Origin of the sequence: Paenibacillus urinalis, assembly GCF_028747985.1 — a bacterium.
Taxonomy (GTDB): Bacteria; Bacillota; Bacilli; order Paenibacillales; family Paenibacillaceae; genus Paenibacillus; species Paenibacillus urinalis.
Map to the genome: position 1 here is coordinate 2,592,332 of NZ_CP118108.1, position 25,867 is coordinate 2,618,198.

Consider the following 25,867-nt stretch of genomic DNA (forward strand, 5'->3'; position numbering starts at 1 on the left):
TCTCACATGGTTCAGGATAAAACTGCAGCGAGTCGTATGTTTGATGTGATTAATTATATCTTGCTTACAATAGCCGCTCTGGCAGCCGTGCTGCCCTTTATCTATGTCATTGCTGTCTCGTTTACAGCGCCGCAGGAAGTGGCTAAGGGGGGACTGATTCTTTTTCCGAAGGAGTGGTCACTGTCTGCGTACCAGTATATTTTCTCAACCAATACGCTGATCCGCAGTTTAAGTGTCACGATCTATGTCACCATTGTCGGTACGCTATTTAATCTCGTGTTCACTTGTCTGGTGGCTTATCCGCTCTCCAGACCTCGGCTTCAAGGACGTAGATATATTATGCTCGGCGTGCTGTTCACGATGCTGTTCAGCGGGGGGATGATTCCGACTTATTTTGTTGTACAGAACCTGCATTTAACCAACTCACTATGGTCGCTCATCATTCCGAGTGCTATCAGCGCATTTAACCTGATTGTACTTAAAAATTTCTTTCAGCAGATTCCGAGCGAGCTGGAGGACTGCTCCAAGATCGATGGATGTACGGATATCGGCGTTTTCTTCCGGATTGTGCTGCCGCTCTCGGGTCCCGCCATTGCTACATTTGCACTATTCTATGCTGTGGATCATTGGAACACTTTCTTCAGTGCGGTCCTGTATATCAACGATAATACCAAATGGCCCATCCAGGTGTACCTGCGTGAGATCGTCATCCTAGCTCAGAGCAGTATCGGGGATTCTACCGCGTTCGAGGATCTGGATATTCAGCCGCTCACGATTCGCATGGCGGTCGTTGTGTTCGCTACCATGCCGATTTTGCTCGTTTATCCGTTTTTACAGAAGCATTTTGTAAAAGGAGTTATGCTTGGTTCGGTTAAAGGCTGATATGTGCTGAGTCGCCTCAATGAATATGTATCTTAAAATGAATAGATAAGGGGAGATAACTTTTGAAAAAAGTTAAGCGCTTACTTGGAGGAGCTTGTGTAGTGTCGCTGTCCACCACCTTATTACTTGCAGGATGCGGTACTTCTGATGATGGCAGTGCAGCTGTTGATGGAGACGGTCCGTTTCCCATCAGTATGGCGATTGTCCAGGTGGGGGAAATTCCAGAGAGCGGTGATGTAGAGAAGGCGATTGAGGAATATACGAATACGGACCTTAGTATTCAGTGGGTTCCGTCCTCTGCTTATGATGAGAAGGTCAGTGTCATGATTGCTTCCAATGAAATGCCCATGATTATGAAGCTGAATTACGTACCCATTGTAATAAGTGCACTGCAATCCGGTCTTTTTTGGGAGCTGGGACCTTATATTGACGATTATCCAAATCTGAAGGCACAAGACCCGAATCATTATAACAACATTTCTGTAGAAGGAAAAATATACGGCATTCCGCTATTCCGTGACATGGGACGTGCTTCTTATAACTACCGCAGCGATTGGCTCGAGACCTTGGGTATGGAACTGCCGGACAATCTGGATGAGTGGTATGAGCTGCAGAAGGCGATGGTACAGAAGGACCCGGATGGCAACGGTAAGGAGGACACCTATGGATTTGTGCTCGACAAAGGCTACAATACGGGACATTCTGCGGTAACGACACGTCTTGCGGTTAGTATCGGTGGGGTAAATAAATGGGGGCTTGTCGATGGTAAAATTACACCTGAGTTCATGACTACGCAGTATGTGGATGTGCTTAATATGTTTAGACAGATGTATGCCGAAGGCTTGATTAATCAGGATTTTGCCGTGATGGACGGTACGGAAACAGGAAAGCTGTTCGATTCAGGCCGTGCCGGTCTTGGAAATGCAGTCGCCCAAGCTCTGAAGAGTCAGTATGAGCGGCTTACTGCAACCGACCCAAGCTATGTCGTAGATAATGCGGCATGGACAGGATCCGAAGGCATAAGACTTGCTGGTGAGCCAGGGCATAATGGATTCTTGGCCATTCCGAAGCAGGCGGTGAAGTCAGAGGAAGAGCTGAAGCGAGTGCTTGAATTTATGAATGCACTGCTGGATGAGCCGTCTTCGACACTGCTGATGAGAGGCGTCAAGGATGTGCATTATAAGGAAACGGACGATGGCCGGACGGAGTTTATTGATTTTGCCCTGTTCCAGCAGCAGGTGAAGCCATATCGCGACAATCTGCTCAATATCGAGGGCTATCATGTGAAGCCGCTGAAGGATACGCCTCAAGGAGAAAAAGGGACTGCGATGGCGAAGGAGAACGCCAAATATGTGGTTCCGAACATCAGTCTGAATCTGACATCCGCAACCTATATGGAAAGAGGCAATGAGCTTGAACTCTTAATCAGTGATGCCCAAACGAAATACATTATGGGACAGATTGACGAAGCCGGCTGGCAGGCAGAAGTCGATAAATGGCTAAAAGCAGGCGGATCACAGGTTATTGAGGAGTTCCAAGCATCTTATGATGCAAAATAAGAGAATTAACGAGCGAGAAGGGATTGCTGTGGCAATCTCTTCTATTTTGTTTCAGATGCTTTTCTACAACAAGTGGGGGGGCTTATTTCTAACGATAACGATACTTTTTCTACTAAAGCGCGTTTATAATAGATAGGCAAATGTGTAAAAAAAGGGGGAAACGCCAGATGCCTGATCTCGATCAATTAAAACGGACCGTTGAGCAGATGAACGAATCCGAACTCAGGACCCTGATGCTTCACTTCATGATTTATATGCAGATGGCACAAGAGCAAGACATCTTGAAGGAACAATTGTATGATCGAATGCTGAACATTTATGAGGCGGTTTTGAATACTCAAAACCAGCAGCTAGCTCATAAACAGAGCTGGATGCCGGATGAGAACACGAAAAATATACATATCGTATTAGGAGTATCTGCTGCTGGTAGTGTGAGGCAGATGATTCAAGAGAATGGTTCCCACGGAACCGATCGAATAATCCTTTTTCATGATGTGTTCTCTATAGGGCCGATATGGCGGCTTCATGAAGAACAAGGAAGAGAGGAGAGAAGAGCCTGGTTTCGTCAGCATCTGGATCCAAAATTTGAGGATGTCAGGGACGGGGGTTATCGTTCTATTGAATCCCTACCTGAAGATGCCGCGATATATATTTGGTGCAGCAATAATGCACATGAGCAGACTGGAATGCGATATGTGAGCTGGTTATTAAAGGATCGCTCTAACAATCTATATATACTGGATGCTCCAGCCGCGAATGAACAGAAGGAAGATCAGCCGGGTGTATTACATTTCTATTCCCATACGGGAGAGATCTCATCAAAGGAATTATCGCGAGTGTATCGTGATCCAACCAAGCATGTCTTGGTAACAGACGAACAAAGGCGATGTTATGAACAAGAATGGCTTTCTTTGTCGGAGAGCTCAAATCTGCTCCGCATATGGGCATTTGGTGAGCTGCTCTCTGCAGAGGTGACCTATTTTGATGATTTTATATTGGAGAAGGTTCGTATACTTGAAAAGGATAAGCCCAATGGGGAGTTCTTGAAGGCTGCTAGAGTCATTGGCGAAGTGATCGGACATTCCGGACAGTATACAGGCGATGCGTTCATTGAATACCGACTAAGAGAGCTGATCTATGGCGGCAAATTAGAGATACAAGGTGTACCCAGAGCAATGAGATATTACAGTGTACGCAGCAAGGGAACATAAACATATGACAACAAGAGGAATGACAGCAGATGAAAATAGTGGACCTTTATACGTCGGAAGTGAATGTGGATACCATCGCATTCTCCATCTTTTTTATAGTCTTTGTAATGGGGAACGCAATCGTCGTATCCAAACTGATTAAGTTATCAGAGCAATATGTATCAAGGCTTCGGTATATCATCGGCCTTATTCTATTATATGCAGGAGGAGCGGCAGGGTTCGAGCTCGTCATGAAATACCTGCCTAGGATAGGGCAAGCGGTGCCAGGTCCTGGAGCAGGAATGATCCTGATCGGTATTGGGATCGCTGTAATCCTGACAGCGGTATTTATCATTGTTGCGAAATATGTATACCGGTTTAACAAGCTGCTTAATCCTACGGTGTTATTTATTGCAGTCCAGCCCGTGCTGTTTCTCCTGTTTCTAGCAATGTTTGTGGTGTCGGACAAACTGAGTCTACTGCCTCTTTGAATCATCGGGATTGGCTTGAACTTTTGAACTTATGAGTGAATCTATTTCATAATTTATCATAGAGAAAATAGGTGAGCGTATGAAGAAGGTCGTACTTGCAGGAGGGACCGGGTTTATCGGTCAGTATTTTCAACAAAGCTTTGAGCAGCTGGGATATTATGTGTTCATCATCTCTAGACAGCAAGGTCATATTTCTTGGGAAGATCGTACCGGAATCGGCCATGCCCTGGATGGTGCCGAACTGTTAATAAATCTGGCTGGTAAATCGGTAAACTGCAGATACAATGACTCAAATAAGAAAGAGATTACAGAGTCACGTACGCGTACAACTCGGATTCTTGGAGAGGCTGTACTCCAATGCAGCAAGCCCCCGGCCCTGTGGATTAACGCAAGTACGGCAACGATCTACCGTCATGCTGAAGACAAACCGATGACGGAACAATCAGGTGAGCTCGGCACGGGATTCTCTGTCGAGGTGGCTAAGGCATGGGAGGAAGCGTTCTTTAGCTATGAACTGCCTCATACTAGGCAGGCTGCTCTTCGTATTGCTATTGTGCTCGGACCGGGCGGAGGTGTATTGACACCTTATATTTATTTGACGCGATTTGGGCTAGGGGGCAAGCAGGGGCCAGGTAATCAGAAATTCAGCTTCATCCATGTCGAGGATCTGTTCCGCATAGTGCAGTATATACAGAGCCGTGAAGATCTTATAGGCGTATTTAATGCGTCGGCTCCGTACCCTGTGACCAATCGTGAACTAATGCACGAGATGAGGAAGACACTAGGTGTCCCTGTAGGGATTCCAACGCCCAAGTGGATGCTGGAGATGGGTGCTATTGTTATTCGAACGGAGACAGAGTTGGTACTGAAGAGCAGGTGGGTTGTACCAGAACGGATACTCGAAGAAGGCTTTGAATTTAAATATCCAACGATACAATCGACCTTGAAGGCGGTATTGGACATCTAATAATTTAACATACGTGATAGGATTATCTAACAATGAACGAACGATTTATGGATTTTCTAACAATATTGCTTCCTACTTATTTTTTCTTATATATGGCGATTACCTTAATTCATCGTAACAAGAGGAGTATGTTGAACCGAATAGCTGCCTGTCTGATGCTTGCTTTTCTGTTTTATTTTCTGGGGGAATACGTCAAGACGTCCTTGCTTCCAGAGTATCAGATGCAGATTGTTCTATATGGAAGTGCGCCCATGCTTCTGTTTGTCATCTGCTTCTTAGTACATTTGTGTATTCTGATGGGCGGATCTGCGACACAGCATTTGAAGCGGCGGTTACCAATCATCTATGCCGCTCCCTTTACCTTGTGGCTTATTTTTCTCATGACGATGGATCATAAGCAATTATATAACGTCGATATAACTGATGGAAGAAGTCCGTTGGATCCGTTATTTTTGCTGATGACTCTCTTATTTGTAGCCGGATATATTCTGCTGTCTGCGGTGATATTGTCTGTAACCTGGTATAGAACGAAGGAACAGAAAGTAAAAAAAGCATCCCGCTCCTTACTTCTCGGTTTGTTCTCGCTGTTCGCTTGGTTCGTACTGGTGACATTAATGCTGCAATCCATGTTAATAAACACAAGATACTCCATGATTTTGTATTTTGTAGGTTATCTCATGTGGGCGGTTGTATTAAGACATCAGATAGGCAAGTACCATATCATGCCGGATTATCGCAAATTGTTTCATATTCTCTTCAAGTCAGCTCCTACAGCCATTATGCTGCTGGATCGTCAGGGGATCGTAAGAGAGCTTAATCCTAAGGCAAAACGTTGGTTTGAAGGAATTAAAGCCGAGGAGATTCCCCAGCATATAGAGTTCAATAATGGGATCAGGCTTCCAGAAGTACTGGCTTCCTTAGATCAGCAGCGTGAAGGAACAACCCACTGGGAGATGAGAGTGGATAGTGATCGAATGGATCATGTTGATCTCATCATGAATCTGGATTTGGTGGAGGGGTTGAATGAAGAGCTCTTCGTAATGCATTTGACGGACGTTACCTCTCTCAAGAATACAGAGCGTAAACTGCTGGAATCAGAACAAGAATATAAGCATCTTGCACTTCACGATTCATTAACGGATCTATATAACAGAGCAGCAATGGAGGAATACCTTGAGCGAAAAATAGCACAACACGATATGTTCGCTCTCGTATTAATTGATCTGGATAATTTTAAGCCGGTTAATGACACGTACGGTCATCTCATAGGTGATCTGTATCTCAAGCATATTGCTCGCATCTTTAAGGACATGTCTGGTCCAAATGATCTGGCAGCTCGAATGGGTGGAGATGAGTTTGTACTAATAATCAGCTGTGCTGAGGTGTCTGAAGCGGAAGTGGATGAATTCATTAATCAGCGTCTGTCCTTGCTATCTATGCATTCATTTCGTAACGAGAATACGGAAATTCCAATTACGTATTCCTCGGGTGTCAGTATATATCCGAGTGATGCATCCAATGTAACTCAATTGCTGAAGATTGCAGATGAAGCGATGTATAAGGCAAAGCGAACGGGCAGAGCTTGATTCACGGAGTTCTAGCATTATAAATAATATATAGAGACGATATGGGTTCAAATAAGTTGACAAAAATTTAATTTTGCATTATATTATTTTCGTTTCAATTCGTAATTATAATAATTACAGATATTAGGGAGGCATACAAAATGACCCAAGATATACAAACTGATTTCTTCACGTTAATTCGCGAACGCCAGTCCATTCGCAGCTATGATCCGAGTGTTACGATCTCGGAGGAAGAACTAACAGCCATTCTTGAAGATGCCGTGCTTGCACCTTCTTCTTCCAACCTGCAGCCATGGCGCTTCATTGTCGTTAATGATCCTGCTGTCAAAGAGACACTCAAGCCGATCGCAAATAACCAGCAACAAGTCGTGGATTCCGCAGCGACAATTATTGTGTTAGGCGACAAAGAAGCTTATAAACGGGCAGATGAGATCTATGATCGTTCTGTAGAGCTGGGCATGCCTCAGGAAGCTCGGGATGCTTACGTACCAAGAATGCTAGAATATTACCGTACGATGTCAGAAGAAATAGCTCGGAGTACAGCTGAGATTGACGGAGGTCTGGTGTCCATGCAGCTGATGCTGGCTGCGAAGGCAAGAGGTTACGATAGTGTACCGATGGGTGGCTTCTCACATGAAAGACTCATCGAAGAGTTTAACATTCCATCCAACCTGATTCCGGTCATGCTTATTTCAATCGGTAAAGCAGCGAAGCCTGGATTGCCTAAATCTCGTCTTCCGCTGGATCGCGTAACGTATTGGAATGCTTTGACGTAAGAATAATAGTTGCTTTTATCCCGGGTGAGGGTAAACGCCAGTTCATAACAGCAGTGACTAATTGTCGCTGCTGTTTTTTCTGCTGTATGAATTCCATAGATCCGGCCGGGTTCTCTTGGTGAGGTGTGTGCCAAGCTATCGCATTAGTTCATTATTGAAAATTGTCGGACATTTTAATGCTAAGCGCTCGGGTCATGTTCTCCACCTTGGTTCTGCCATCCTCAAAATAATAGGAATACAGAACGATATCCCCGTCTGATTTGATCATCCGCTCAAACTGATCTTCACTCATTGACAATTCCATGTTCTCCTCAAGCCATTCATTTTTAGTCAACACGGTAGGTATAGCAATACTCTCAGAGGAACTCGGTGGAAGAATAGATTCGCCGTCTATTTGCAGATCAATTCGGTGTATATCAAAGCCATGCATGATCTCTATCTTAGATTCGCTGCCCACATATCGGAGACCAGCTTGAAATCGCAGCAATTGAGCCGTTTGTTCATTCACTGAATTTGTTTTCAGTCTTATCTGATAATCATCAATTCTTTTGATTGCGGTAACCGATTCCTCCGTCTTAGTGATCTCATCCGGTGTGTAATCGACGTTGGAAGAGCAAGCAGACAGCAGCATGAGGATGAATAATAAAGTGAGACCAGTTATAGATAATCGCATTTTCGACCTCCAAAGGGTTGTCATATAAGAACTGACGCAGGGGAGTGGAGGATTGTTCCATTTATCTGATTAATTGAAGGCATTCTCATTCTTTTTGAAGAATTTATAGTATGTGCGAACATGATCTAATTCGGTCCAGTGTCTCACCTTCACAGGATTTTCATCCAGGTTATAGATCTTCGCCTCCTTTAGGGATAGCAGGAATGGAGAATGTGTGGAGATAATAAACTGACAGCCAAAGAAACGAGCAGAATCTTCAATGAATTTCATAAGATCCAGCTGACGTTGTGGAGAGAGACTATTCTCTGGCTCATCCAGAATATAAAGTCCATTTTCTCCGATTTTTTCAGTGAAATAGCGGAAGGCACTTTCCCCATTAGAATATTCCCTCACATTATCCATCAAAGTGCTTCGTACATATCGGGACTGTGTTTTACTTCTGGCTGCATTCACTTTCTTCAACTGCTCGTAATCTTCCATAGATCTCATCTGAAATTGCGAATATTTCGCATCCAAATATTCATCGAACAATTCTTCCCGCTTATGATCAATCCCCTCGTTAAGATTTCGGATATTCAACATGAAGTCAAATACATCATCACTAGTAATAATCCTGCTATGTTCTGGAATGTCTGCTCTCGTATGCATCTCGCACATACGCACATAATCAGGATAAAAATTAGATTTATTATAGATGGAATCACGTTGGATTCCCGTTTTCTCTGCAATCACGTTGAGTGCAGTGGATTTCCCTGAACCATTCCCGCCATATAATATTGTCACCGGCTCAAAATCAATGACCTGTAAGCCATTTTTGGACAGGATTTTGAAGGGATAAAACGAGTCATAGCACGTTCTCTTTATATTCATGAAAAAGTCAAATTCCATGTCATCATTCGGAAATGAAAAAGTATGTAAATAAATCATCCTTCTCCTCCTTAAACAGTATCAATACTAAACTACTTGTTCCCGAGAGAAATGTCCAGAAGTGATCAGATTTAGTAATGAAAATCCATGGATTAAATATGATTAGCAGATTAAATGCAAAGTATGCTTGACATAAAATGCAAAGTAAACTATTCTAAATATGCAAAGTAAACTATTCTAAATATGCAAAGTAAACATTGCAAGGAAGTGGTCAATTGAAGACAAGAATTGCTGAACTGCGTAAGCAACATAAGCTGTCGCAAGAGGAACTAGGGCTCATTGTAGGCGTTACCCGACAAACCATTACCTCACTTGAGACGGGAAAATATACGGCTTCCCTTGTTCTTGCCTACAAAATTGCCCAATATTTTGGACTTACCATTGAAGAAGTGTTTGATTTCAGCGAAGTGGAGGAAATGTAATGGAGAAGTATAAGATTCAAGTAACAACCCGCAAGAACGCTCTATTATTAATTGCTGCTGCCATGTTATTGATCTATGCAGGACTTGTGTTTTATCGAGGGGGTCTGCCCGAATTACCCAGTTTTATTAAAGGGTTTCATACAGGAGCTTTTATCGGTGTTGAATTATGCATTGTTTTTTTCCTCGTCAAGTATAGAAAAGCCAGCAAAAATGAAGCAGAGCTGAAGAAGCTGTATATCGAAGAGAACGACGAGCGGAATGCAGTGATTCTTCAGAGTGCCAGCTCACTCAGCATGGTCATCATTCTTGTAGGTCTTGGGATGGCCTCTGTTATCGCCGGTTTCTTCAACACGATGATATTTTATACCTTAATGGCTGCTTTATTTTTTGTTTTGATTGTGTTCTTTGTATTGTGGATCTATTTTGCAAAGAAGATCTAACAGCTTAAATAGGATGAATCGAGGTTGAACCAATGGAGAGTAAATTACCTTTATTTATCGTAACGGGAGCAAGCGGTTCTGGGAAATCCTATGTAATTCAGGATCTGCGGAGATTAATGCCTGACTTTGATATTTTTGACCCTGATCATCTTGTTGATTTTGTTGGGCACGATTGGGAGAAGATCCGAAATATTTGGCTGAGAGTTGCCCGAAACATCGCGGAGAGTGGACGTATGACGATTATATGCGGAACCATGATGCCATGGGATATTGAGAAATGTGCAGACTATTCTTTTTTCAAGCATGTATATTATCTCAACCTACATTGTAATGAAGAAACTCGCGAGAAACGTCTACGTGAAAGAAATTGGTCTGAGGAAGAGATTCAGAATCATCTTAACTTTGCAGAACGATTGCTTGAGATTGCTGGCGAGGCTTATAATCCACCCATGCCTACAATTGATACTACGGAAACGAATGTAACCGAAGTGGCTTCACAAATAAAAGGGTGGGTTGAGCAATACGTCTGAATGATACGAAAGAACAAAGCCATAGGGAGATTTAATATGTGAGCTGAAATAATCTATAGGTCATCCTAAATAACTTTAGAAGCAGCTGGTCAAGTTGACAGCTGTTTTTTGTAGGAATCAGAATTACATTAATTAATTGTCGAAGGGTAGGTGAGCAGGGAGATAGCAGTTTAATATTCATTGCAACTAACAACTATATTACGACATTATATTCCGCTTTCTTTCCGTAAAAAAACTGCGTATAATATAAATTATACGCAGTTTTTGATTAAATCTATTTTTATATCTACACTCGATTACTTGGTCAGTTTAATAGCAGCTAAGAAAGTGGTGAAGACGAGCATGATGACAGATTACATACAGGAAACTTATGCTGAGGAGCTCGAGGCTTTCGACATCTGGTTGAAGGATGCGGGCTATACAGGTTATACCGTGAAATCTTACAAGAGTGATGTATCTGAATTTTTAGACACGCTGGATGGGAAACCGATCGATCGGGTAAAACGGCTTCAGGTGCTGTCCTTCTTATCCAAGGCACGTGACCGGGGCATCAGCGATGCGACGAGGAATCGGAAGCATGCAGCCGTGAATTGTTTTTTCAAAGCTCTAATTGAGCTTGAGCTCCTTACCGTTAATCCGGCGGCCGGAATTAAGAAATCCAAGACAGAGAAGAATAGAGTCCCTGTATTTATGGATGAACAGCATCTATCACGTTTCATGGCGTCGGTAGAAGGGAAATACCGGGAACGGAATATGGCGATCTTTTTGCTAATGGGCTATATGGGACTGCGAGTAGGTGAGGTGCATTTGCTCAACTTAGGTGATTACAACGCCGATAGAAAAACGCTGAGTGTATTCGGCAAAGGTCGTAAGTGGAGGCTGCTCCCTGTACCTGATGCTGTGGGTGAAGTATTGAAGGAGGTAATGAATAAACGGATTGAGCCTCGAAAATCGAAGGAGGATGCCTTGTTCGTATCCCAGCAGGGGAGAAGGCTGTCCATTCGTACAATACAGTTAATTGCTTCCGAAGCGTTTGAGCGTTTTCAGCAAGATGTACCTCCTGCGCAGCACGTATCATACTCAAGTCATAAGCTCAGGCACTCCTTTGCTACAATGATGCTTCGTAAAGGCGCTGATTTGCGTACAGTGCAGGAATTGCTTGGTCATTCGTCGATTCAGACGACAACCGTTTACACTCACGTAACGAATCGGGAGAAGGAGCAGGCGATGGCGATGCTGGATATTGTCGTCCCTGATTATATTCATGCTGGAGAGGATTAAAGATATAGTATTCGTAATAAATATTATGTAAACCAATTTCTAATTAAATATAGACGATAACATTTTAAGTAATCCATAACGGATTGCTTGATTGATATCCCTTAATGAATCAGATAAAATATAGAAATCCATTTACAAGTGAAGAATTCAACCATAATTGACCGTGTAGGATAAGGGGACGACAGTAACAATGCAGGAAAAGGCCGGATATAAATCCATTGCTCTTGATATTGCCCAAAGGATCGTAAGCGGAGAATTCCCCCGTCATAGCAAGATTTCCGGGCGCTCTCTACTGGCTGGGCAATACCATGTATCTCCAGAGACCATCCGCAAGGCGATTGGCTTGCTCAAGGAAGAAAATATCGTTTCTGTATCTCAGGGCAAGGAGATCATCGTTTTGTCAGAGCAGCTGGCTCACGAGTATATTACGAAACATAATTATTTGAAATCAGCCTATTCGCTGAAACAAGACCTGGAGTCACTGCTTGAAGAGAAGAAGGCGATTGATGAGCGGTTTGAGGAGCTGTTAAACGAAATTATTAAGGCATCGGATCGAATGCAGAATTTGAAGCCTTACCGGCCTGTGGAAATTACGATTAAGGCCAATTCTCATGTGATCGGCAACACGATTGGTAACCTATTTTTTTGGCAAAATACTGGTGCAACCATCATTGCGCTTCGCAGGGGAACGGAGGTCTCCATCTCGCCTGGACCTCATGTTGTTTTAAGAGAAGATGATGTTATCGTGGCAGTGGGAGACGAGAAAATGTACGATCGGACAGCCCATTTTATCAATCAAAAAATGCAACCGGAACAATAAATATCCTTAAGGATTTGGAGAAAAAAGCTGTCAATTAGATCAGGCACATTCACTCATGATGAGAGAATGTGCCTTTCTTATTTTATTTGGGTAGCTCAACTCTACAATTAATACAAGATAGTTTGACCCTCCATTCTTATGTGATAATTTAAATATAAATAGAATGTATTAGGAGGATTTATTATGGATAATAAGTCAATGAACAGGAGAACAGATACTGCTTCAAGAGTGATTAAGGCGTCACCACAGACTCTATATCAGGCGTTCGTGAACTCGGAAGCACTGGTTACTTGGCTACCACCGAAAGGAATGTCAGGCCGTATTGACGTGTTTGATCCCCGCGTAGGCGGAACATATAGAATCACCCTCACGTATGAAATGGATCACGATCTCCCTGGTAAGACTTCAAATAACACAGATGTATCCCAAGGCGAGTTTTTAGAATTGGTTCCAGAAAAAAGAATTGTGCAATCCGTAAACTTCAGTTCCGAGGACCCGGCATTCTCAGGTGAGATGATACAGAAATGGCTGTTTGAAACGATTTCAGAAGGCACAAAGGTTACTATCATATGTGAAAACGTACCTGAAGGTATACAGAAGGAGGATCACGACATAGGTTTAAGGTCCACACTGGAAAATCTTGCGATCTATACGGAATGAATAACTGTAGGTTTTTTATGTCTTTATGAACAGCATCTGTCAGCCTGCTTAACAATCCTTAGTGATAATCTTTTTTACCATAATAAATATTATGTTAACTAGAACAGAGAATCTTTTGGACCTACAAAATAATAAACTTAAGATGAGTACATGCCAAAACACTTGATAAACCTAACGGTTTATTCAAGTGTTTTTTTGGTCCAATGAGTGGTTTTATTCACGAATTTAATAGGAATACAGCGTGATTACCATAAAAATACATACAACTTATATAGTATATAAAGGTTGTTAGTAAAATATATATCTGTTATAGTAATGTCTAGTCCAAAAGCTTTCTTTTCTATATCTACTCACTAAGCGGAGCAGAGGCAGAAAAGCACGCTTTTCGGTATATGACTTAGCAGGAGGTTAGAGAAGGTATTTATGCTTAAATTTGAACAGGTTAGCAAGAAGTATCCGAATGGTCTTGAAGCAGTTAAGAACATCAGCTTTGAGATCGGCGCAGGAGAAATCCTGGCATTGATTGGACCAAGCGGCTGCGGGAAAACGACGACTATGAAAATGATCAATCGGCTGATTCCGCATACGTCCGGTCGCATCTATGTCAATGGAAAGGATATTACAACAGAAGACCCCGTAACTCTACGCAAAAATATGGGCTACGTCATTCAGCAAGCCGGTTTATTTCCCCATTATACGATTGAAGATAATGTTGGCCTGATTCCTCAATTGAAGAAGTGGAACCCGGAGAAGAAAAAACAGAGGGTTACTGAAATGCTGGAGCTGGTTGGTCTGGACCCTGCAGTATTCGCCAAGCGATATCCCAAACAGCTATCCGGTGGACAGCAGCAGCGGGTCGGTGTCGCAAGAGCCCTTGCGGCAGATCCAGAAATTATTCTGATGGATGAGCCTTTTGGCGCACTTGACCCCATCACTCGGGAGCAGCTTCAGGATGAGCTGCTGAAGCTGCAGCAGAATCTGAAGAAAACGATTGTGTTTGTAACGCACGATATGGAGGAAGCACTCAAGCTGGGCGATAAGATCGCCATTCTAAAGGATGGTGAACTCGTGCAGATCGATACACCGGATCAGATCCTGAGCCAGCCGGCAAATGAATTTGTTGAAGGCTTTATCGGGAAGAATCGGATCTATCAGAATCCGGAATACATTCCGGTAACGAATGTGATGCGGGATAATCCGTCAACCGCTCTGCCGGATCGGACGCCTGCCAAAGCAATTACGATGATGAGACAACGCAAGACAGATACATTGCTAGTGGGTGACAAAGATGGGAAGCTGCTTGGCATTGTGTCTGCCTATGACCTGTCCAATCATATGGACGCAGCTTCGATCGGTGAGGTCATGCATCCGGCTGCGGTCGTACTTGAAGATTCAGGGACCGCAAGAGATGCGCTGGCCATCATTAATGAAGCTCCATATGGAATTATCCCTATTGTTGACGCGAATAGGGTCATTGTTGGAATCGTCACCCGAAGCAGCTTGCTGACTGCCTTTGCTTCTCAATGGGTTGGAGAGAAGGAGGTGCTCGCATGAGAGATCAGTCGTTATTTTCACAGCTGATGTATCAGCTCGAGGCAAGAAGTGAGGATGTGCTGAGTGGGCTGCTCGTACATATACAGCTTGTGGTGATTTCAATGCTGATTGCTGCGGTGGTCGGGATTACCCTCGGTATTATTATTACACGAGTTAAGTTTCTTAAAGGCGTAACGCTTGGTACAGCAGGAATCCTGCAGACCATTCCGAGCCTCGCTATGCTCGGTTTTATGATCCCGTTTTTTGGAATCGGCATGAATACAGCTATTGTTGCTCTATTTCTATATTCTTTGCTGCCGATTATTCGCAACACCTACACAGGTATTACGGATGTAGATCCTGCTGTTATTGAGGCTGCCAGAGGCATGGGCATGACGGATATGCAAATTCTGTTCAGAGTCCAGCTCCCGCTCGCACTTAGTGTCATGATGGCTGGGATAAGAACAGCCACTGTAATTAACGTAGGTACAGCCACTCTTGCGGCTTTTATCGGAGCAGGGGGACTTGGGGAGTTCATCTTCCTTGGTATTCAGCGCAACATCGACGCATTGACACTGCTTGGCGCTATACCGGCGGCATTGCTTGCACTCATCATTGATTATGTATTGGGGCTGGTTGAGAAGGGAACAACGCCAAAGGGTCTGAAGGTTTAACAAGAATAATACACATCGCATATAGAACAGGAGAGAGAAACAAAATGAAGAAATTCAGATTTGGAACAGGAATGGCACTACTGCTTGCTGCCTCTTTAATCTTGGGTGCATGCAGCAATGGATCAGGGGAGTCTGGAGCGTCAGGTGATTCCGCAGGAGAGATCACGATCGGCTCGAAAAATTTCACGGAAAATGTCGTTCTTGCACATATGATTGCACTACTCATTGAAGATCGTACGGATATTACCGTTAAACGTCAATTAAATCTAGGCGGGTCAAATGTGGTCTGGACTGCGCTTGAGAATAACGAAATCCAGCTGTATCCCGAATATACAGGAACCATTGTAGCCAGCTATTATCAGGAAGAGACGGGGACTGCTGAAGAAACGCTGAATAAAACCCGCGAGCTGGTTGAAGCGGATGGACTTAAATTTTTGGAGCCTTATGGCATAAATAATACGTATACACTTGCGGTTACCCAGGAGACTGCCAAAGAACATAATCTGAAGACATTCAGTGATTTGGCAAAAGTGTCCGAAGATATGGTGCTTGGAGTAGAGTTCGAATTCCTCGATCGTGATGACGGGTATCCTGGAATTCAGGAGCTGTATGGTATGAACTTTAAAGAATCAAAAGGGATGGACCACGGGATTATGTATCGCTCCATTGAAGCAGGCGAGACGGATGTAACGAATGCCTATGCAACGGACGCGCAGATTAAGGTGCATAACCTTGTTATTTTGGAGGATGACAAAGAATTCTTCCCTCCATATGACGCTTCCACATTGATTAGACAAGATACGCTTGAACAGTACCCAGAGCTGGAGGGGATACTGAATGAGTTGGAAGGCTTCCTGACGGAGGAGGAAATGCAGAACCTCAATGCCCAAGTGGATGTAGATGCTATGCTTGAGGAAGATGTGGCTCGTGATTTTCTGATCGAGAAAGGTTTAATTGAAGGATAAAATGAAACTTAAGAGGGATTCGCCAATATGGCGGATCTTTTTTTGTGGAAAAAGCCAAATGTTTTACATATTTAATATTATGTTAACTAATCATCATCGTGATTAGGACTGGTCGACAAAATCTTTTATAATACATAGAAGATGCAATTAATATAGCTCAGCATCTTAAAATCGTCATGTAAGACAGAAGGAGGAGTGTACAATGCGCGTCAGTATACTGGATCAAACACCGCTGAAGGTGAAGGGCACTCCTGAATTGGCTTTTAACGAAACGGCCCAGCTGGCAAAGTTTGCTGATCAACTTGGATATACACGGTATTGGGTAGCTGAGCATCATAGCACCGATGCAATGGGCGGTTCTTCGCCAGAAGTGCTTCTCGGTTATATCGCTGCAATTACGTCAAATATGCGGATTGGTTCAGGCGGTGTTATGCTGCAAAATTACAGTCCGTACAAGGTTGCTGAGAATTTCAAAGTACTATCTGCGCTGGCGCCGAATCGAGTGGATTTAGGGGTAGGGAGATCCCCCGGTGGTTTGCCGAACTCGACCAAAGCGTTACAGGATTTACAGCTTCGAGATCCGGATACCTATACAGAGCAGCTGCGTCAGCTGCAAGAATATCTTGGAAGAGTGCTCCCTACGTCCCATCCGTTAAGAGGATTAATGACCACGCCTCGCACTCAGTTCACTCCTGATCTGTGGCTTCTCGGAACGAGTCCCTCCAGTGCGCAGCTTGCCGCATCCATGGGTCTTCGGTACGCCTTTGCTTATTTCTCACCAGGGCAGGAGGAGCAGCTCTATTCCGCTTTCCGTGAATATAGACGGAGTTTCGTACCTCATGATGGTCTTCATGATCCTTACGGGCTGGCAGCGATTCGGGTTATAGCGGCAGATACAGATGAAGAAGCGGAGGAGCTCGCGAAGACTTCCATACAGTTTACCTTTTATTTAAAAAAAGGGAGAGTACTGCGAATGGACAGTCCGGAAGCTTGGAATGAAGCTGAGCTGTCGCTGCGTGACAAGGAACTAGTGGACTCTATTAAACAGGCTCATATTATAGGCTCTAAGGAAACCATACTGCGAAGAATAACGGAGCTGAAGGAACAATATCTGTTCGATGAGCTGATGGCCTTGTCCTTTATCTACGATCTGGATAAGCGTAAGGAATCTTTTCGGATATTGCAAGAGGCAGTGAGTGATCTCTAGATCCTGCGCATATTTCAATATTGAATTCGGATGTGGTATTGTAGAGGAGGTAGCGAAACACTAGCATACAATATCAGATCTCATAACAAAAAGGTGGAACCATTCGTTGAACAAGAAGAAAGACCAAAAATCACTACTCTACATGTTAAAGGGAGATACACCGGCTGAAGTGCCTGTCAAAGCAAAAGGCAAGCTGAATTGGACAGCGTCCTTCAAGCTGTTTAAAGTATATCGTCAGGTGAGAGCAAGTAAAATGCTGGCTCCAAGCCTCATTATTTTGTACTTTATCTTCGCACAGATCATGCTGCTCTTTTTCTCCATAATTATGTCTGTGTCACTCATTCCATTTTTCCTGCTGGGCATTCTTCTATGGGCGATATTGAATAAATATTTAGTCTGGGTGCTCAAGGAAACAACGATTCGTACATTAATAAAAGAAGGATATTCTCCCAAAGGTCAAGAAGATCAAGCTTATGTAGACGCCTTGTACCTGTAAGTGGTGAATTTAAGCCAGCCTTAAACAAGGTTGGCTTTTTCTTATTTTCGAATTTTGCTTGGGCTGCTTATAAAAGGGGTCTAGACATTATAAGGTCAATTTGCGCTTCATCACCTATCAAAAATGAGTGAGATCCGGTTTGAACAAATCCCATTTTCTTATAAAATGCGATGGCAGGCTCATTCTTCTCCCAAACACCTAACCAAATTTTGTTTTTGTTACGTTCTAATGCTACTTCAATAGCTTTATTTAAAAGTCGCTTGCCAAGGCCATGTTTTTGAAATTCACTCCTGATATATATTCTTTCTATTTCAAGTGATTCATCACCCATTAGTTCAGATTGAGCATCATTGATATTAATCTTTAAATACCCAGCGGCTTCATTATTGAAATAAACGAAATAGAAATCAGATGAGATATTGGACAATTCTTTTTCCAACTGTTTGGAGTGAAATGCTTTTGCCAGATAGGAATTCATATTTTCTGGTGAGTTTTGATTACTGAATGTGTCATTGAATGTTTCAATACTTATTTCTTGGAGCAGCAGCACATCTTCATTAGTGCATTCTTTTATGTTAATAGCCATAAGAATATGTCACATCCCAATATATTTTTAATAAACTCTTTTTTTTCCTCTTTTTACATATTCCCAATCTTTTTCGATATTTGATCTTATTCTTCTGAGAGAGTGAAGCATGTTTTCTGTTTCTATGTCAGAGAACCCTTCTAAAGCAACACGTTCAGAATAATCGTTCTCTTCCTTAATAAAAGGATAAGTAGTCATTCCTTTTTCTGTAGGAAAGAGTTTCTTTATTTTTTTATTATGCTTGTCCTCTTTTTTTTTAATAAAGCCACTCATTTCGAGTTTTTTTACAGCACGAGCTGCTGTAGTTCGATCTACTTTAATCATTTCAGCCAACTTTTCTTGAATAATTCCGGGTTTTTCACAAATTCGCACTAGATACAGATATTGGCCTTTAGTCAGATCGTATTCTTTGAACTCGATGTTACTTATAGAATCTAATGCTCTTGCTATCATTCCAATTTCACGAAGAATCTCCGTCATAACTCAACTCCTTAATCTTATTGTTGCATATACAACAAAATATATATATAAACTTACCTCATAATTGTTGTAAATGCAATAAAATTGAAAGATAAATATTATCAGATTAAAGAAAATTAACCTATTTCTTCTATTATTATAGTAAAATATGCAGCGTTGATAGATACACCTTTTACTATAATGATGAGAATGGGAGACGAGCAAGAATGAAGAAATGGGGAAAAATACTGCTCAGCTGCGCCATTGTATTAGGTTCAGCAGCCGGTGGAGCAGCAGCTCCGTTTGCACAAGCGGCGAGCACCAATCAAGTGAAGATTATGCTGGATAATTATCCTTTGCCTTTTCCAGTAGAACCGGTCGTCATTAGCGGAACAACGATGGTTCCTTTTAGAGCGATATCCGAAGCGCTTGGGATCAATGTAGTATGGAACCAGAAGGCCAAGAAAATAACGGCTTCCAAGCTGTCAGATGGCATCAAAAAGACAGTTGAGCTCACCCTCGGCAGCAAGACAGCTAAGGTAAATGGTCAAAACGTCTCATTAACATTAGCCCCAAGGACGATCAGCAATACAACGATGATTCCGCTTAGCTTCTTCAGTCAGCAGTTTGGTGCAGGCGTAGGCTGGAACCAAGCGTCCAAGACTGTATCGATTACATCGCCTCGGGAAGAGATGTACACACTTGGCTATTATGCTCTGCGTTCCTTTGATGAGATTTCGTATCTCCATCAGTTTGACGCTGCCGCGTTTGGCTGGAGCCGAATTGATCGAGAAGGTCATTTTACGTTAACCGGGGATGAGTACAGATGGCCCGCTCCATCAGGAGAGATTACTGGTGAATCGATTATTAATGATGCTGCATCGGAAGGAACAACTCCCTATCTCATGGTATATTCCGTAGATGGCATGCTGGAGCTGACGAAGAACCTCGAAGACAAGGAACTGCGAAGTCAAACGATAGACAGCATAATGGAGGCAGCAACAGAAAAAGGCTTCAAAGGCATTGCACTGGACCTCGAAGGACTCGGGATGACTGGTGATAAATCCAAGGTAAAGAGCGATTATAATGCATTTGTGAAAGAGCTGTCTTCAAGAGCCAAGCAGCAAGACATGAAGCTGACCGTCATTGTGCATGCACTGAACAGCGTGTATCAAGGCTATGACTATAAGACACTCGCAAATTTTGCGGATGATCTTGTTCTTATGGCGTATGCCTATGGAGATGAAAAAAGTCCTGAGCCCGTGGCAAAGGTGGATGAAGCCATACAGCTGGCACTGAAGCAGGTTGACAAGGATAAGCTTATTCTGGGGATATCCCGTGGCAGCGAAACTGCAGCAAGCATTAATACGAAGATTGGTCTTGCGAAGCGTTACGATCTGAAAGGCATTGCTCTATGGCGCCTAGGTATTATAGGTCCTGCTACCTGGGCTGAAATGAACAAGACCATTGTGCTTGATTAGTGGAGATTCAATTGACAAAATTCAAGTTGCTCGTTGTGTTTCTATTCCTATATGCTGCAGACTGCAGCGGGAGCAGCAAGGAAGCTGAGCTTTCTTATTTTCTATCCGATACAGAAGGGATGTACAAAATTCATCTGTTTCGCGATTCGAGCAGAGAGCTCGATAACGAGCTGCTTGAATATATGAACTCAAGTGAAGATTTGCTAGAGGTTATTCAAGGTGTACAATTGTATGACATCAACACGGAAGATAACCTGATTAGAGCGGAACGGGTGGATGTTGAAGAGATCCCGACGATGTTAATTACCGATGATAAAGAAATTGTACTTCGTACGAAGAGCATACAGGAATTGAAGAACTACTTTGAAGACCTAATTAACTGAAGTAAATTACAATAAAACCTCATTTATGTTCTCGAAATCAAGGTGGATTCCTGCATAAGCCGCTGCTTTCATTTATATTGAAAACAGCGGCTTATTTATATTTTTGCTGGTACGAACCGGGGGAGCATAACTATAATAAGGTAGTGTGATAAAAACGAATAGGAAAGGGTGGAGAGAATGGGCGTACCGACATTTCTTGAAACAGGTCATATGACAGAAGGTTTTCCTATCAGGGTTATTCATACGGGTGATCAATTTAACTATGCAGCACATTGGCATGAAGAGGTGGAGATGGTATTTGTCGAAGGGGACTACGGGCGTATTGGCGTGAACAGCAGTATTTATGAGCTTCAAAAAGGCGATGTGCTGGTGATCAAGCCTGGAGATGTGCATTGTTTTTTGCCGGGAACGCAGAATTTGACCATTATATTGTTTCGAATGGAGCTGTTTACGAGTAGCTTTATAGAAGACACAGATTGGCTTGGCATGAAGCAGTTATTTAATAAAACATCCGTTATTCCTGCATCCACATGTAAAGAAAGAGCATTAGGAGAGTACCTCAGTGCGCTTTCAGCGGAAGAGAGCAACAGACAGGCAGGTTATAAATGGGCCATGATTGCAAGGCTGTATGACTTTATTGTACAGCTCCTGCGCACAATCGATCCTAGTGAGGATTCCGAGGCGCTTAACTGGCAAATTACTACCTCGAAGAAGTTTGAGTTTATTGAGGGGGTATGTGAATATCTGGAGGAGCATTACGCTGAGAATATCAAGCTGGATCAAGTCGCTGACCATATTAAATTTAGTAAATTTTACGTCTGTAAGCTGTTCAAGGATATTAAGGGCATCACGCTGATGGAGTATTTGAATCATTTTCGAATTATTAAGTCGGAATGGGCGCTGCTGTTCAGTGAGGATTCCATTCTTGATATTGCGGTAAGCCACGGATTTAACAATATTAACTCATTTAACCGCCTGTTCAAAAAATATAATAACTGCACCCCGTCCGATTTTCGAAAGAAGCATAAAACAAACAACGCAAAATATGAAGGATGATGAACAATATCGGTGAAGAAAGCCTACTTCAAAATCAATATAATCGAATAAAATGTAAGCGTTTCCTTAATTGAAGGAGGGAGCTCATGAATCTATTTTCTCGTCACCGGAAGCCGCAGGTTAAACGCCATCATCTAGCGCTGCTTGTACTGCTATGCTCAGCCGTATTGCTGTCAGGCTGTCAGCTCCAGGCCTTGGCCGAATCTAATGATAACGAGATCACGGTGTGGAGCTTCACGGATGAAGCCGGCTATGCGATTGAGAAGTTCGAGGAGAAGTACCCGGACATTAAGGTCAATTTTGTCAACATTCCGGGCAATTTCTATATCACCAAGCTGAAGTCGGCACTGCAGACCAGCTCCAAGGCACCAGATGTCTTTATGATTGAAAACGCTAACATACGAGAGCTGATTGATGTGCCTTACCTGCAAAATCTGTCAGAGGCACCTTACGATGCGGACACACTGCTTCCTGAGCAGTATCCTTTTGTCCAGGCCAATGAGAAAGACAGTGAAGGGAATGTTAGAGCGATTGGCTATCAGGCAACTCCGGGCGCTATCTATTACCGGCGGGATCTGGCGAAGGAATACTTGGGGACAGATGATCCCGAAGAGGTCAGCAAGCAAATTGACACCTGGGACAAAATCTTTGAGATTGGTGAACGAGTACAGCAGGAGAGTGGCAACCAAGTCCATGCTCTGGCGAACTGGAACGCGATTTCGAACTCTTATGATGGAATACCTTGGGTGCAAGACGGCAAGTTTGTCATGGATGATACGTATTTAGAGATTCTGGATCTCGTTAGAGAAGCGAGAGAACGTAAAGTGCTTGCGGAATATGAAGAAGGAAGTGCAGGCTCCGCTGCCTCCATGCAGAAGGGGACAGTTATGTTTTACCCAGCAGCCACCTGGGGGCTTCAATACACCTTTAAGGCCAATGCTCCGGACACTTCTGGCCTGTGGGGGCTCGCTAAAGGACCAACAGGATTCAGCTCGGGTGGAACCTATATTGCCATGTACAGCAATAGTGACAAGAAGGATCTGGCCTGGAAGTTTATTGAGTTTTATAACTTTGACCACGAATTTCTGTCTCAGCTGGCACAGGAACAAGACTACTTTACGAGCAACATGATCGTGAATGATCAGCTGGCAGAGACAGTAACGTCGGATTATCTTGGCGGGCAGAAGCATTTTGAGTTCTTCTCAGAGGCAGCGAAAGACGTTCCTGTCTATAAAAGAACGAAATATGACACGGTGATCAACAGTGATATATTCAAAAACGTCCTTCAGCTGTATCTGAACAACGACATTCAAACGAAGGAGGAAGCCGTAGAGAGAATTAAACGCGACGTCAAATTGAGATTTCCAGAGCTCGAAGGATTGGAGTGAAATGCTGAATACGAAAGAACGTGAATAGGAATCCGATCACGGGGGGTACCAATGAATGTTTGCTAAGTCCATACGCAAAGACCACTATGGTTATTATTTTATTGCTCCGTTTTTCATCATTTTTCTCATCTTTGGACTTTATCCGATTCTGTACAGCTTATACATCAGTTTTACCAACTGGGACGGAATTACGACGCCGGAGTTCGTAGGTCTTGGCAATTACGTGGCCGTCGTGCAGGATCCGCTCTTTTGGAAGACACTGTTTAATACCTTATTCATATGGGGAATATCGGTAGTTCCTCAGCTGACCGTTTCGCTGGTATTGGCTTTTATTCTAAATGACAAGCTTCTCAAAGGAAGAGATTTTTTTAGGGCCGTATACTTCTTTCCGAACATCGTCACTGCTGCTTCCTTAGGTTTGCTGGTGAGCTTGATCTTCGATTGGCAGTCTGGGGGACTCAATCACTTTCTTGTCCAGGTGGGTCTCATTGAGAATCCGATCAATTGGAAGAACGATCCTTGGTTCATGCGGCTGATCGTATCGGCGATCTTGTTCTTTCAATATTTTGGCTACTCCATGGTGATCTATCTTGCAGGGCTGCAGGGCATCGACCCTTCCTTGCAGGAAGCGGCCCAAATTGACGGCGCGGAGAAGAAGCATATCTTCCTTCACATCATCGTTCCTATGCTGCGCCCGATTATTTTGTTCCAGATTATTACGTCCATCATCGGCGGCATTCAAATCTTTGATCAGCCCTTTACACTGACGAACGGAACGGGGGGACCTGACCGGGCAGCCATGACAAGCATTATGTATCTGTACAATGTTGCTTTCCAAAGCACGCGTTTTGGTTATGGAGCAGCCATTGCCTTCTGCTTGTTCGTGATCATTATTTTGTTGTCGGTTGCCTCGTTCGTGATGACCAAACGCAAGAGCAGCTCATAAGAGGGGGGAATGAGGATGCATACGGCCAAATCATTAGAGCAAAGCATGGCTTATGAGAGAAAAGCAAAGGTGAATCGGCTGACACCCGGCAAAGTATTGGTCTATCTTTTTCTAATTGCGCTAGCCATTATTTGTATTATCCCGTTCTATCTCATGCTGATCTATTCTACCCATAACAATGCTACGATCGCGTCAACCTTCACCTTTCTTCCGGGTTCGTTCCTGCCCGACAATTATGCCAATATGGCTTCCAAGATCAACATTTGGCGGGGCTTCGGGAACAGCATCTTTATCGCAGGAGCTTCCACGATTCTCTCCCTGTATATCGGTGCCTTAACGGCTTTTGGATTTGCAAAATATAAATTTAAAGGCCGCACATGGCTGTTCCTGTTCCTGCTGGCGACGATGATGGTACCCGGACAGCTGGCGCTGATCGGGATGTATCGACTGTTCAGTACACTCGGCATGCTGGACAGCTATGCAGCCATCATATTGCCGGCGGCAGCCAATGCCTTCAACGTATTTTTCATCAAGCAATTCATCGAGAGCAGCATTCCGGATGAGATTATCGAGTCATCACGGGTTGATGGGAGCGGAGAGTTCAGAACCTTTAACCAGATTGTGCTGCCGATTCTTGGTCCTGCGGTAGCAGCGCTTGGCATATTTACGTTCATTGGCTCATGGAACAATTTCCTTACACCGCTTGTATTGTTCTTCTCACTGGATAAATATCCACTGCCGGTGCTCGTTGCACTGGTTCAGGGATATTACGGTATGGATTATGGACTCCTGTACTTGGGTGTCGCCATCTCGATTGTCCCTATTATTATCGTGTTCGCCGTGTTCTCTAAACAGATTATCGGCAGCGTTGCACTCGGGGCGGTAAAAGGTTAGAGAATGACAATTTGATATGTAGATGAAAGGCAAGGTTCACGTGAGTTCTACTGCGCTCGCATGAATTTTGCCTTTTTGATCGTTTCCTAGATTCTGACTGCTAATTTCGGACTTTTTCTAATATAATGGAGTTATTATAGGAACGGAGGAGAACCATTATATGGGATTTTTAGATGGATTATTAGGAAATGCTTCACAAGTGAACTTGGCTGAAGTTCAAAAAGAATTTGCTGCTCTGCTGGCACCTAATGAGCAAATTGAGCGAGCGTATAAGCTTGTAAGAGACTTGTTTATTTTTACTGACAAAAGATTAATCCTTGTTGATAAACAAGGGATTACGGGCAAGAAGGTGGAATACCATTCGATCCCTTATAAGAGCATATCGCATTATTCCATTGAAACGGCAGGACACTTTGACATGGAAGCTGAACTTAAGATTTACATTTCCAGTTCTACCGTTCCGCTTCAAAAGACGTTTAATAAAAACACGAATATTTACGAGGTGCAGAGCGTTCTTTCTCATTATATTTTGAAATAAGACACAGCATGGTCCAGACAGATGGGGCAAATGATCAGAGATCTTACGTGAGCTTTT

At 43.3% G+C, this 25,867-nt stretch carries 29 protein-coding genes; 25 read left to right on the forward strand and 4 right to left on the reverse strand.

The genetic code is table 11. The features are described from left to right. Positions 1–6: 6 nt before the first annotated feature. From PUW25_RS11920 to PUW25_RS11950, 7 genes are all read left to right on the forward strand, one after another. The gene (locus tag PUW25_RS11920) at positions 7–882 is read left to right on the forward strand and encodes a carbohydrate ABC transporter permease (protein ID WP_047911675.1); all 876 of its coding nucleotides are present in this window, start codon (positions 7–9) and stop codon (positions 880–882) included. A 62-nt stretch (positions 883–944) separates the two neighbouring features. Next, entirely contained in the window at positions 945–2,441 is a 1,497-nt protein-coding gene (locus PUW25_RS11925; protein WP_047911676.1) for an extracellular solute-binding protein, read from the forward strand. Positions 2,442–2,608: 167 nt separating this feature from the next. Beyond that, positions 2,609–3,652 carry a DUF1835 domain-containing protein gene (locus tag PUW25_RS11930; RefSeq protein WP_047911677.1) on the forward strand — a complete coding sequence of 348 codons (1,044 nt, stop codon included), beginning with the start codon at positions 2,609–2,611 and terminating at the stop codon, positions 3,650–3,652. Positions 3,653–3,681: 29 nt separating this feature from the next. Then, on the forward strand, positions 3,682–4,122 hold the full coding sequence (locus PUW25_RS11935; RefSeq protein WP_047911678.1) for a DUF1129 domain-containing protein: 441 nt from the start codon (positions 3,682–3,684) through the stop codon (positions 4,120–4,122). Between the two features lie 79 nt (positions 4,123–4,201). Beyond that, a complete protein-coding gene (locus PUW25_RS11940; protein ID WP_047911679.1) occupies positions 4,202–5,089 on the forward strand; it encodes a TIGR01777 family oxidoreductase in 888 nt (295 codons plus the stop codon). Positions 5,090–5,217: 128 nt separating this feature from the next. Then, a complete protein-coding gene (locus tag PUW25_RS11945) occupies positions 5,218–6,675 on the forward strand; it encodes a diguanylate cyclase domain-containing protein (protein ID WP_238546353.1) in 1,458 nt (485 codons plus the stop codon). A gap of 140 nt (positions 6,676–6,815) precedes the next feature. After that, a complete protein-coding gene (locus PUW25_RS11950; protein WP_047911681.1) occupies positions 6,816–7,451 on the forward strand; it encodes a nitroreductase family protein in 636 nt (211 codons plus the stop codon). Between the two features lie 151 nt (positions 7,452–7,602). Here the strand turns inward: PUW25_RS11950 and PUW25_RS11955 are convergent, their stop codons facing one another. Both PUW25_RS11955 and PUW25_RS11960 read right to left on the reverse strand, forming a co-directional pair. Continuing rightward, positions 7,603–8,124, reverse strand: a complete 522-nt coding sequence (locus tag PUW25_RS11955) for a hypothetical protein (RefSeq protein ID WP_274337076.1) — start codon at positions 8,122–8,124, stop codon at positions 7,603–7,605. 69 nt (positions 8,125–8,193) lie between these two features. Further along, positions 8,194–9,051: an AAA family ATPase gene (locus PUW25_RS11960; protein ID WP_047911683.1), complete on the reverse strand. Its 858-nt coding sequence runs from the start codon at positions 9,049–9,051 to the stop codon at positions 8,194–8,196. 215 nt (positions 9,052–9,266) lie between these two features. On the opposite strand from PUW25_RS11960, the gene PUW25_RS11965 reads away from it, so the two are divergent. From PUW25_RS11965 to PUW25_RS12015, 11 genes are all read left to right on the forward strand, one after another. Further along, positions 9,267–9,473 (forward strand): helix-turn-helix transcriptional regulator, encoded by a 207-nt coding sequence (locus PUW25_RS11965; RefSeq protein WP_047911684.1) that lies wholly within the window; start codon positions 9,267–9,269, stop codon positions 9,471–9,473. Continuing rightward, positions 9,473–9,913 (forward strand): hypothetical protein, encoded by a 441-nt coding sequence (locus PUW25_RS11970; protein WP_047911685.1) that lies wholly within the window; start codon positions 9,473–9,475, stop codon positions 9,911–9,913. Before PUW25_RS11965 ends, PUW25_RS11970 begins: the two co-directional genes overlap by 1 nt. Before the next feature lie 32 nt (positions 9,914–9,945). Then, entirely contained in the window at positions 9,946–10,443 is a 498-nt protein-coding gene (locus PUW25_RS11975; RefSeq protein ID WP_047911686.1) for an AAA family ATPase, read from the forward strand. A 342-nt stretch (positions 10,444–10,785) separates the two neighbouring features. Further along, on the forward strand, positions 10,786–11,724 hold the full coding sequence (locus tag PUW25_RS11980; protein WP_205053179.1) for a tyrosine-type recombinase/integrase: 939 nt from the start codon (positions 10,786–10,788) through the stop codon (positions 11,722–11,724). 190 nt (positions 11,725–11,914) lie between these two features. Further along, a complete protein-coding gene (locus tag PUW25_RS11985; RefSeq protein WP_047911688.1) occupies positions 11,915–12,544 on the forward strand; it encodes a TrkA C-terminal domain-containing protein in 630 nt (209 codons plus the stop codon). Positions 12,545–12,727: 183 nt separating this feature from the next. Next, a complete protein-coding gene (locus tag PUW25_RS11990; RefSeq protein ID WP_274338609.1) occupies positions 12,728–13,204 on the forward strand; it encodes an SRPBCC family protein in 477 nt (158 codons plus the stop codon). 423 nt (positions 13,205–13,627) lie between these two features. After that, positions 13,628–14,758 (forward strand): ABC transporter ATP-binding protein, encoded by a 1,131-nt coding sequence (locus PUW25_RS11995; RefSeq protein WP_047911690.1) that lies wholly within the window; start codon positions 13,628–13,630, stop codon positions 14,756–14,758. Further along, entirely contained in the window at positions 14,755–15,411 is a 657-nt protein-coding gene (locus tag PUW25_RS12000) for an ABC transporter permease (RefSeq protein WP_047911691.1), read from the forward strand. The genes PUW25_RS11995 and PUW25_RS12000 overlap by 4 nt, the downstream gene beginning before the upstream one ends. Before the next feature lie 44 nt (positions 15,412–15,455). After that, positions 15,456–16,376, forward strand: coding sequence for a glycine betaine ABC transporter substrate-binding protein (locus PUW25_RS12005; protein WP_047911692.1), 921 nt, complete (start codon positions 15,456–15,458; stop codon positions 16,374–16,376). A gap of 202 nt (positions 16,377–16,578) precedes the next feature. Beyond that, entirely contained in the window at positions 16,579–17,583 is a 1,005-nt protein-coding gene (locus PUW25_RS12010; protein ID WP_047911693.1) for an LLM class flavin-dependent oxidoreductase, read from the forward strand. A gap of 106 nt (positions 17,584–17,689) precedes the next feature. Next, entirely contained in the window at positions 17,690–18,079 is a 390-nt protein-coding gene (locus PUW25_RS12015; RefSeq protein ID WP_047911694.1) for a hypothetical protein, read from the forward strand. A 67-nt stretch (positions 18,080–18,146) separates the two neighbouring features. On the opposite strand, the gene paiA is transcribed toward PUW25_RS12015, so the two are convergent. Further along, the gene (gene paiA / locus PUW25_RS12020; RefSeq protein WP_047911695.1) at positions 18,147–18,665 is read right to left on the reverse strand and encodes a spermidine/spermine N(1)-acetyltransferase; all 519 of its coding nucleotides are present in this window, start codon (positions 18,663–18,665) and stop codon (positions 18,147–18,149) included. Positions 18,666–18,692: 27 nt separating this feature from the next. Further along, a complete protein-coding gene (locus tag PUW25_RS12025; protein ID WP_205053178.1) occupies positions 18,693–19,145 on the reverse strand; it encodes a MarR family winged helix-turn-helix transcriptional regulator in 453 nt (150 codons plus the stop codon). A gap of 206 nt (positions 19,146–19,351) precedes the next feature. Between PUW25_RS12025 and PUW25_RS12030 the strand changes: the two genes are divergently transcribed. The 7 genes from PUW25_RS12030 (at position 19,352) to PUW25_RS12060 (ending at position 25,810) form a co-directional block, all read left to right on the forward strand. After that, positions 19,352–20,605: a stalk domain-containing protein gene (locus PUW25_RS12030; RefSeq protein ID WP_274337081.1), complete on the forward strand. Its 1,254-nt coding sequence runs from the start codon at positions 19,352–19,354 to the stop codon at positions 20,603–20,605. 11 nt (positions 20,606–20,616) lie between these two features. Further along, on the forward strand, positions 20,617–20,988 hold the full coding sequence (locus PUW25_RS12035; protein WP_274337082.1) for a hypothetical protein: 372 nt from the start codon (positions 20,617–20,619) through the stop codon (positions 20,986–20,988). Positions 20,989–21,165: 177 nt separating this feature from the next. Next, entirely contained in the window at positions 21,166–22,044 is an 879-nt protein-coding gene (locus PUW25_RS12040) for an AraC family transcriptional regulator (protein ID WP_047911698.1), read from the forward strand. Between the two features lie 86 nt (positions 22,045–22,130). Then, the gene (locus tag PUW25_RS12045) at positions 22,131–23,432 is read left to right on the forward strand and encodes an ABC transporter substrate-binding protein (protein ID WP_047911699.1); all 1,302 of its coding nucleotides are present in this window, start codon (positions 22,131–22,133) and stop codon (positions 23,430–23,432) included. Positions 23,433–23,487: 55 nt separating this feature from the next. Continuing rightward, positions 23,488–24,378, forward strand: a complete 891-nt coding sequence (locus PUW25_RS12050) for a carbohydrate ABC transporter permease (protein ID WP_047911700.1) — start codon at positions 23,488–23,490, stop codon at positions 24,376–24,378. Between the two features lie 15 nt (positions 24,379–24,393). After that, positions 24,394–25,272 (forward strand): carbohydrate ABC transporter permease, encoded by an 879-nt coding sequence (locus tag PUW25_RS12055; protein WP_081872421.1) that lies wholly within the window; start codon positions 24,394–24,396, stop codon positions 25,270–25,272. A 160-nt stretch (positions 25,273–25,432) separates the two neighbouring features. Next, entirely contained in the window at positions 25,433–25,810 is a 378-nt protein-coding gene (locus PUW25_RS12060) for a PH domain-containing protein (RefSeq protein ID WP_047911701.1), read from the forward strand. Positions 25,811–25,867 lie beyond the last annotated feature (57 nt).

Bases quoted from the DNA above. Each gene is read 5' to 3' on its own strand.
- PUW25_RS11945 (WP_238546353.1), top strand. From the start codon at position 5,218: ATGTTGAACCGAATAGCTGCCTGTCTGATGCTTGCTTTTCTGTTTTAT.
- paiA (WP_047911695.1), bottom strand. From the start codon at position 18,665: ATGGCTATTAACATAAAAGAATGCACTAATGAAGATGTGCTGCTGCTC.
- PUW25_RS12050 (WP_047911700.1), top strand. From the start codon at position 23,488: ATGTTTGCTAAGTCCATACGCAAAGACCACTATGGTTATTATTTTATT.
- PUW25_RS12010 (WP_047911693.1), top strand. From the start codon at position 16,579: ATGCGCGTCAGTATACTGGATCAAACACCGCTGAAGGTGAAGGGCACT.
- PUW25_RS11985 (WP_047911688.1), top strand. From the start codon at position 11,915: ATGCAGGAAAAGGCCGGATATAAATCCATTGCTCTTGATATTGCCCAA.
- PUW25_RS12030 (WP_274337081.1), top strand. From the start codon at position 19,352: ATGAAGAAATGGGGAAAAATACTGCTCAGCTGCGCCATTGTATTAGGT.
- PUW25_RS11980 (WP_205053179.1), top strand. From the start codon at position 10,786: ATGATGACAGATTACATACAGGAAACTTATGCTGAGGAGCTCGAGGCT.
- PUW25_RS11995 (WP_047911690.1), top strand. From the start codon at position 13,628: ATGCTTAAATTTGAACAGGTTAGCAAGAAGTATCCGAATGGTCTTGAA.
- PUW25_RS11975 (WP_047911686.1), top strand. From the start codon at position 9,946: ATGGAGAGTAAATTACCTTTATTTATCGTAACGGGAGCAAGCGGTTCT.
- PUW25_RS11950 (WP_047911681.1), top strand. From the start codon at position 6,816: ATGACCCAAGATATACAAACTGATTTCTTCACGTTAATTCGCGAACGC.
- PUW25_RS12055 (WP_081872421.1), top strand. From the start codon at position 24,394: ATGCATACGGCCAAATCATTAGAGCAAAGCATGGCTTATGAGAGAAAA.
- PUW25_RS11920 (WP_047911675.1), top strand. From the start codon at position 7: ATGGTTCAGGATAAAACTGCAGCGAGTCGTATGTTTGATGTGATTAAT.
- PUW25_RS12040 (WP_047911698.1), top strand. From the start codon at position 21,166: ATGGGCGTACCGACATTTCTTGAAACAGGTCATATGACAGAAGGTTTT.
- PUW25_RS11930 (WP_047911677.1), top strand. From the start codon at position 2,609: ATGCCTGATCTCGATCAATTAAAACGGACCGTTGAGCAGATGAACGAA.
- PUW25_RS11955 (WP_274337076.1), bottom strand. From the start codon at position 8,124: ATGCGATTATCTATAACTGGTCTCACTTTATTATTCATCCTCATGCTG.
- PUW25_RS11960 (WP_047911683.1), bottom strand. From the start codon at position 9,051: ATGATTTATTTACATACTTTTTCATTTCCGAATGATGACATGGAATTT.
- PUW25_RS11940 (WP_047911679.1), top strand. From the start codon at position 4,202: ATGAAGAAGGTCGTACTTGCAGGAGGGACCGGGTTTATCGGTCAGTAT.
- PUW25_RS12000 (WP_047911691.1), top strand. From the start codon at position 14,755: ATGAGAGATCAGTCGTTATTTTCACAGCTGATGTATCAGCTCGAGGCA.
- PUW25_RS12060 (WP_047911701.1), top strand. From the start codon at position 25,433: ATGGGATTTTTAGATGGATTATTAGGAAATGCTTCACAAGTGAACTTG.
- PUW25_RS12005 (WP_047911692.1), top strand. From the start codon at position 15,456: ATGAAGAAATTCAGATTTGGAACAGGAATGGCACTACTGCTTGCTGCC.
- PUW25_RS12025 (WP_205053178.1), bottom strand. From the start codon at position 19,145: ATGACGGAGATTCTTCGTGAAATTGGAATGATAGCAAGAGCATTAGAT.
- PUW25_RS11970 (WP_047911685.1), top strand. From the start codon at position 9,473: ATGGAGAAGTATAAGATTCAAGTAACAACCCGCAAGAACGCTCTATTA.
- PUW25_RS12045 (WP_047911699.1), top strand. From the start codon at position 22,131: ATGAATCTATTTTCTCGTCACCGGAAGCCGCAGGTTAAACGCCATCAT.
- PUW25_RS11935 (WP_047911678.1), top strand. From the start codon at position 3,682: ATGAAAATAGTGGACCTTTATACGTCGGAAGTGAATGTGGATACCATC.
- PUW25_RS11990 (WP_274338609.1), top strand. From the start codon at position 12,728: ATGGATAATAAGTCAATGAACAGGAGAACAGATACTGCTTCAAGAGTG.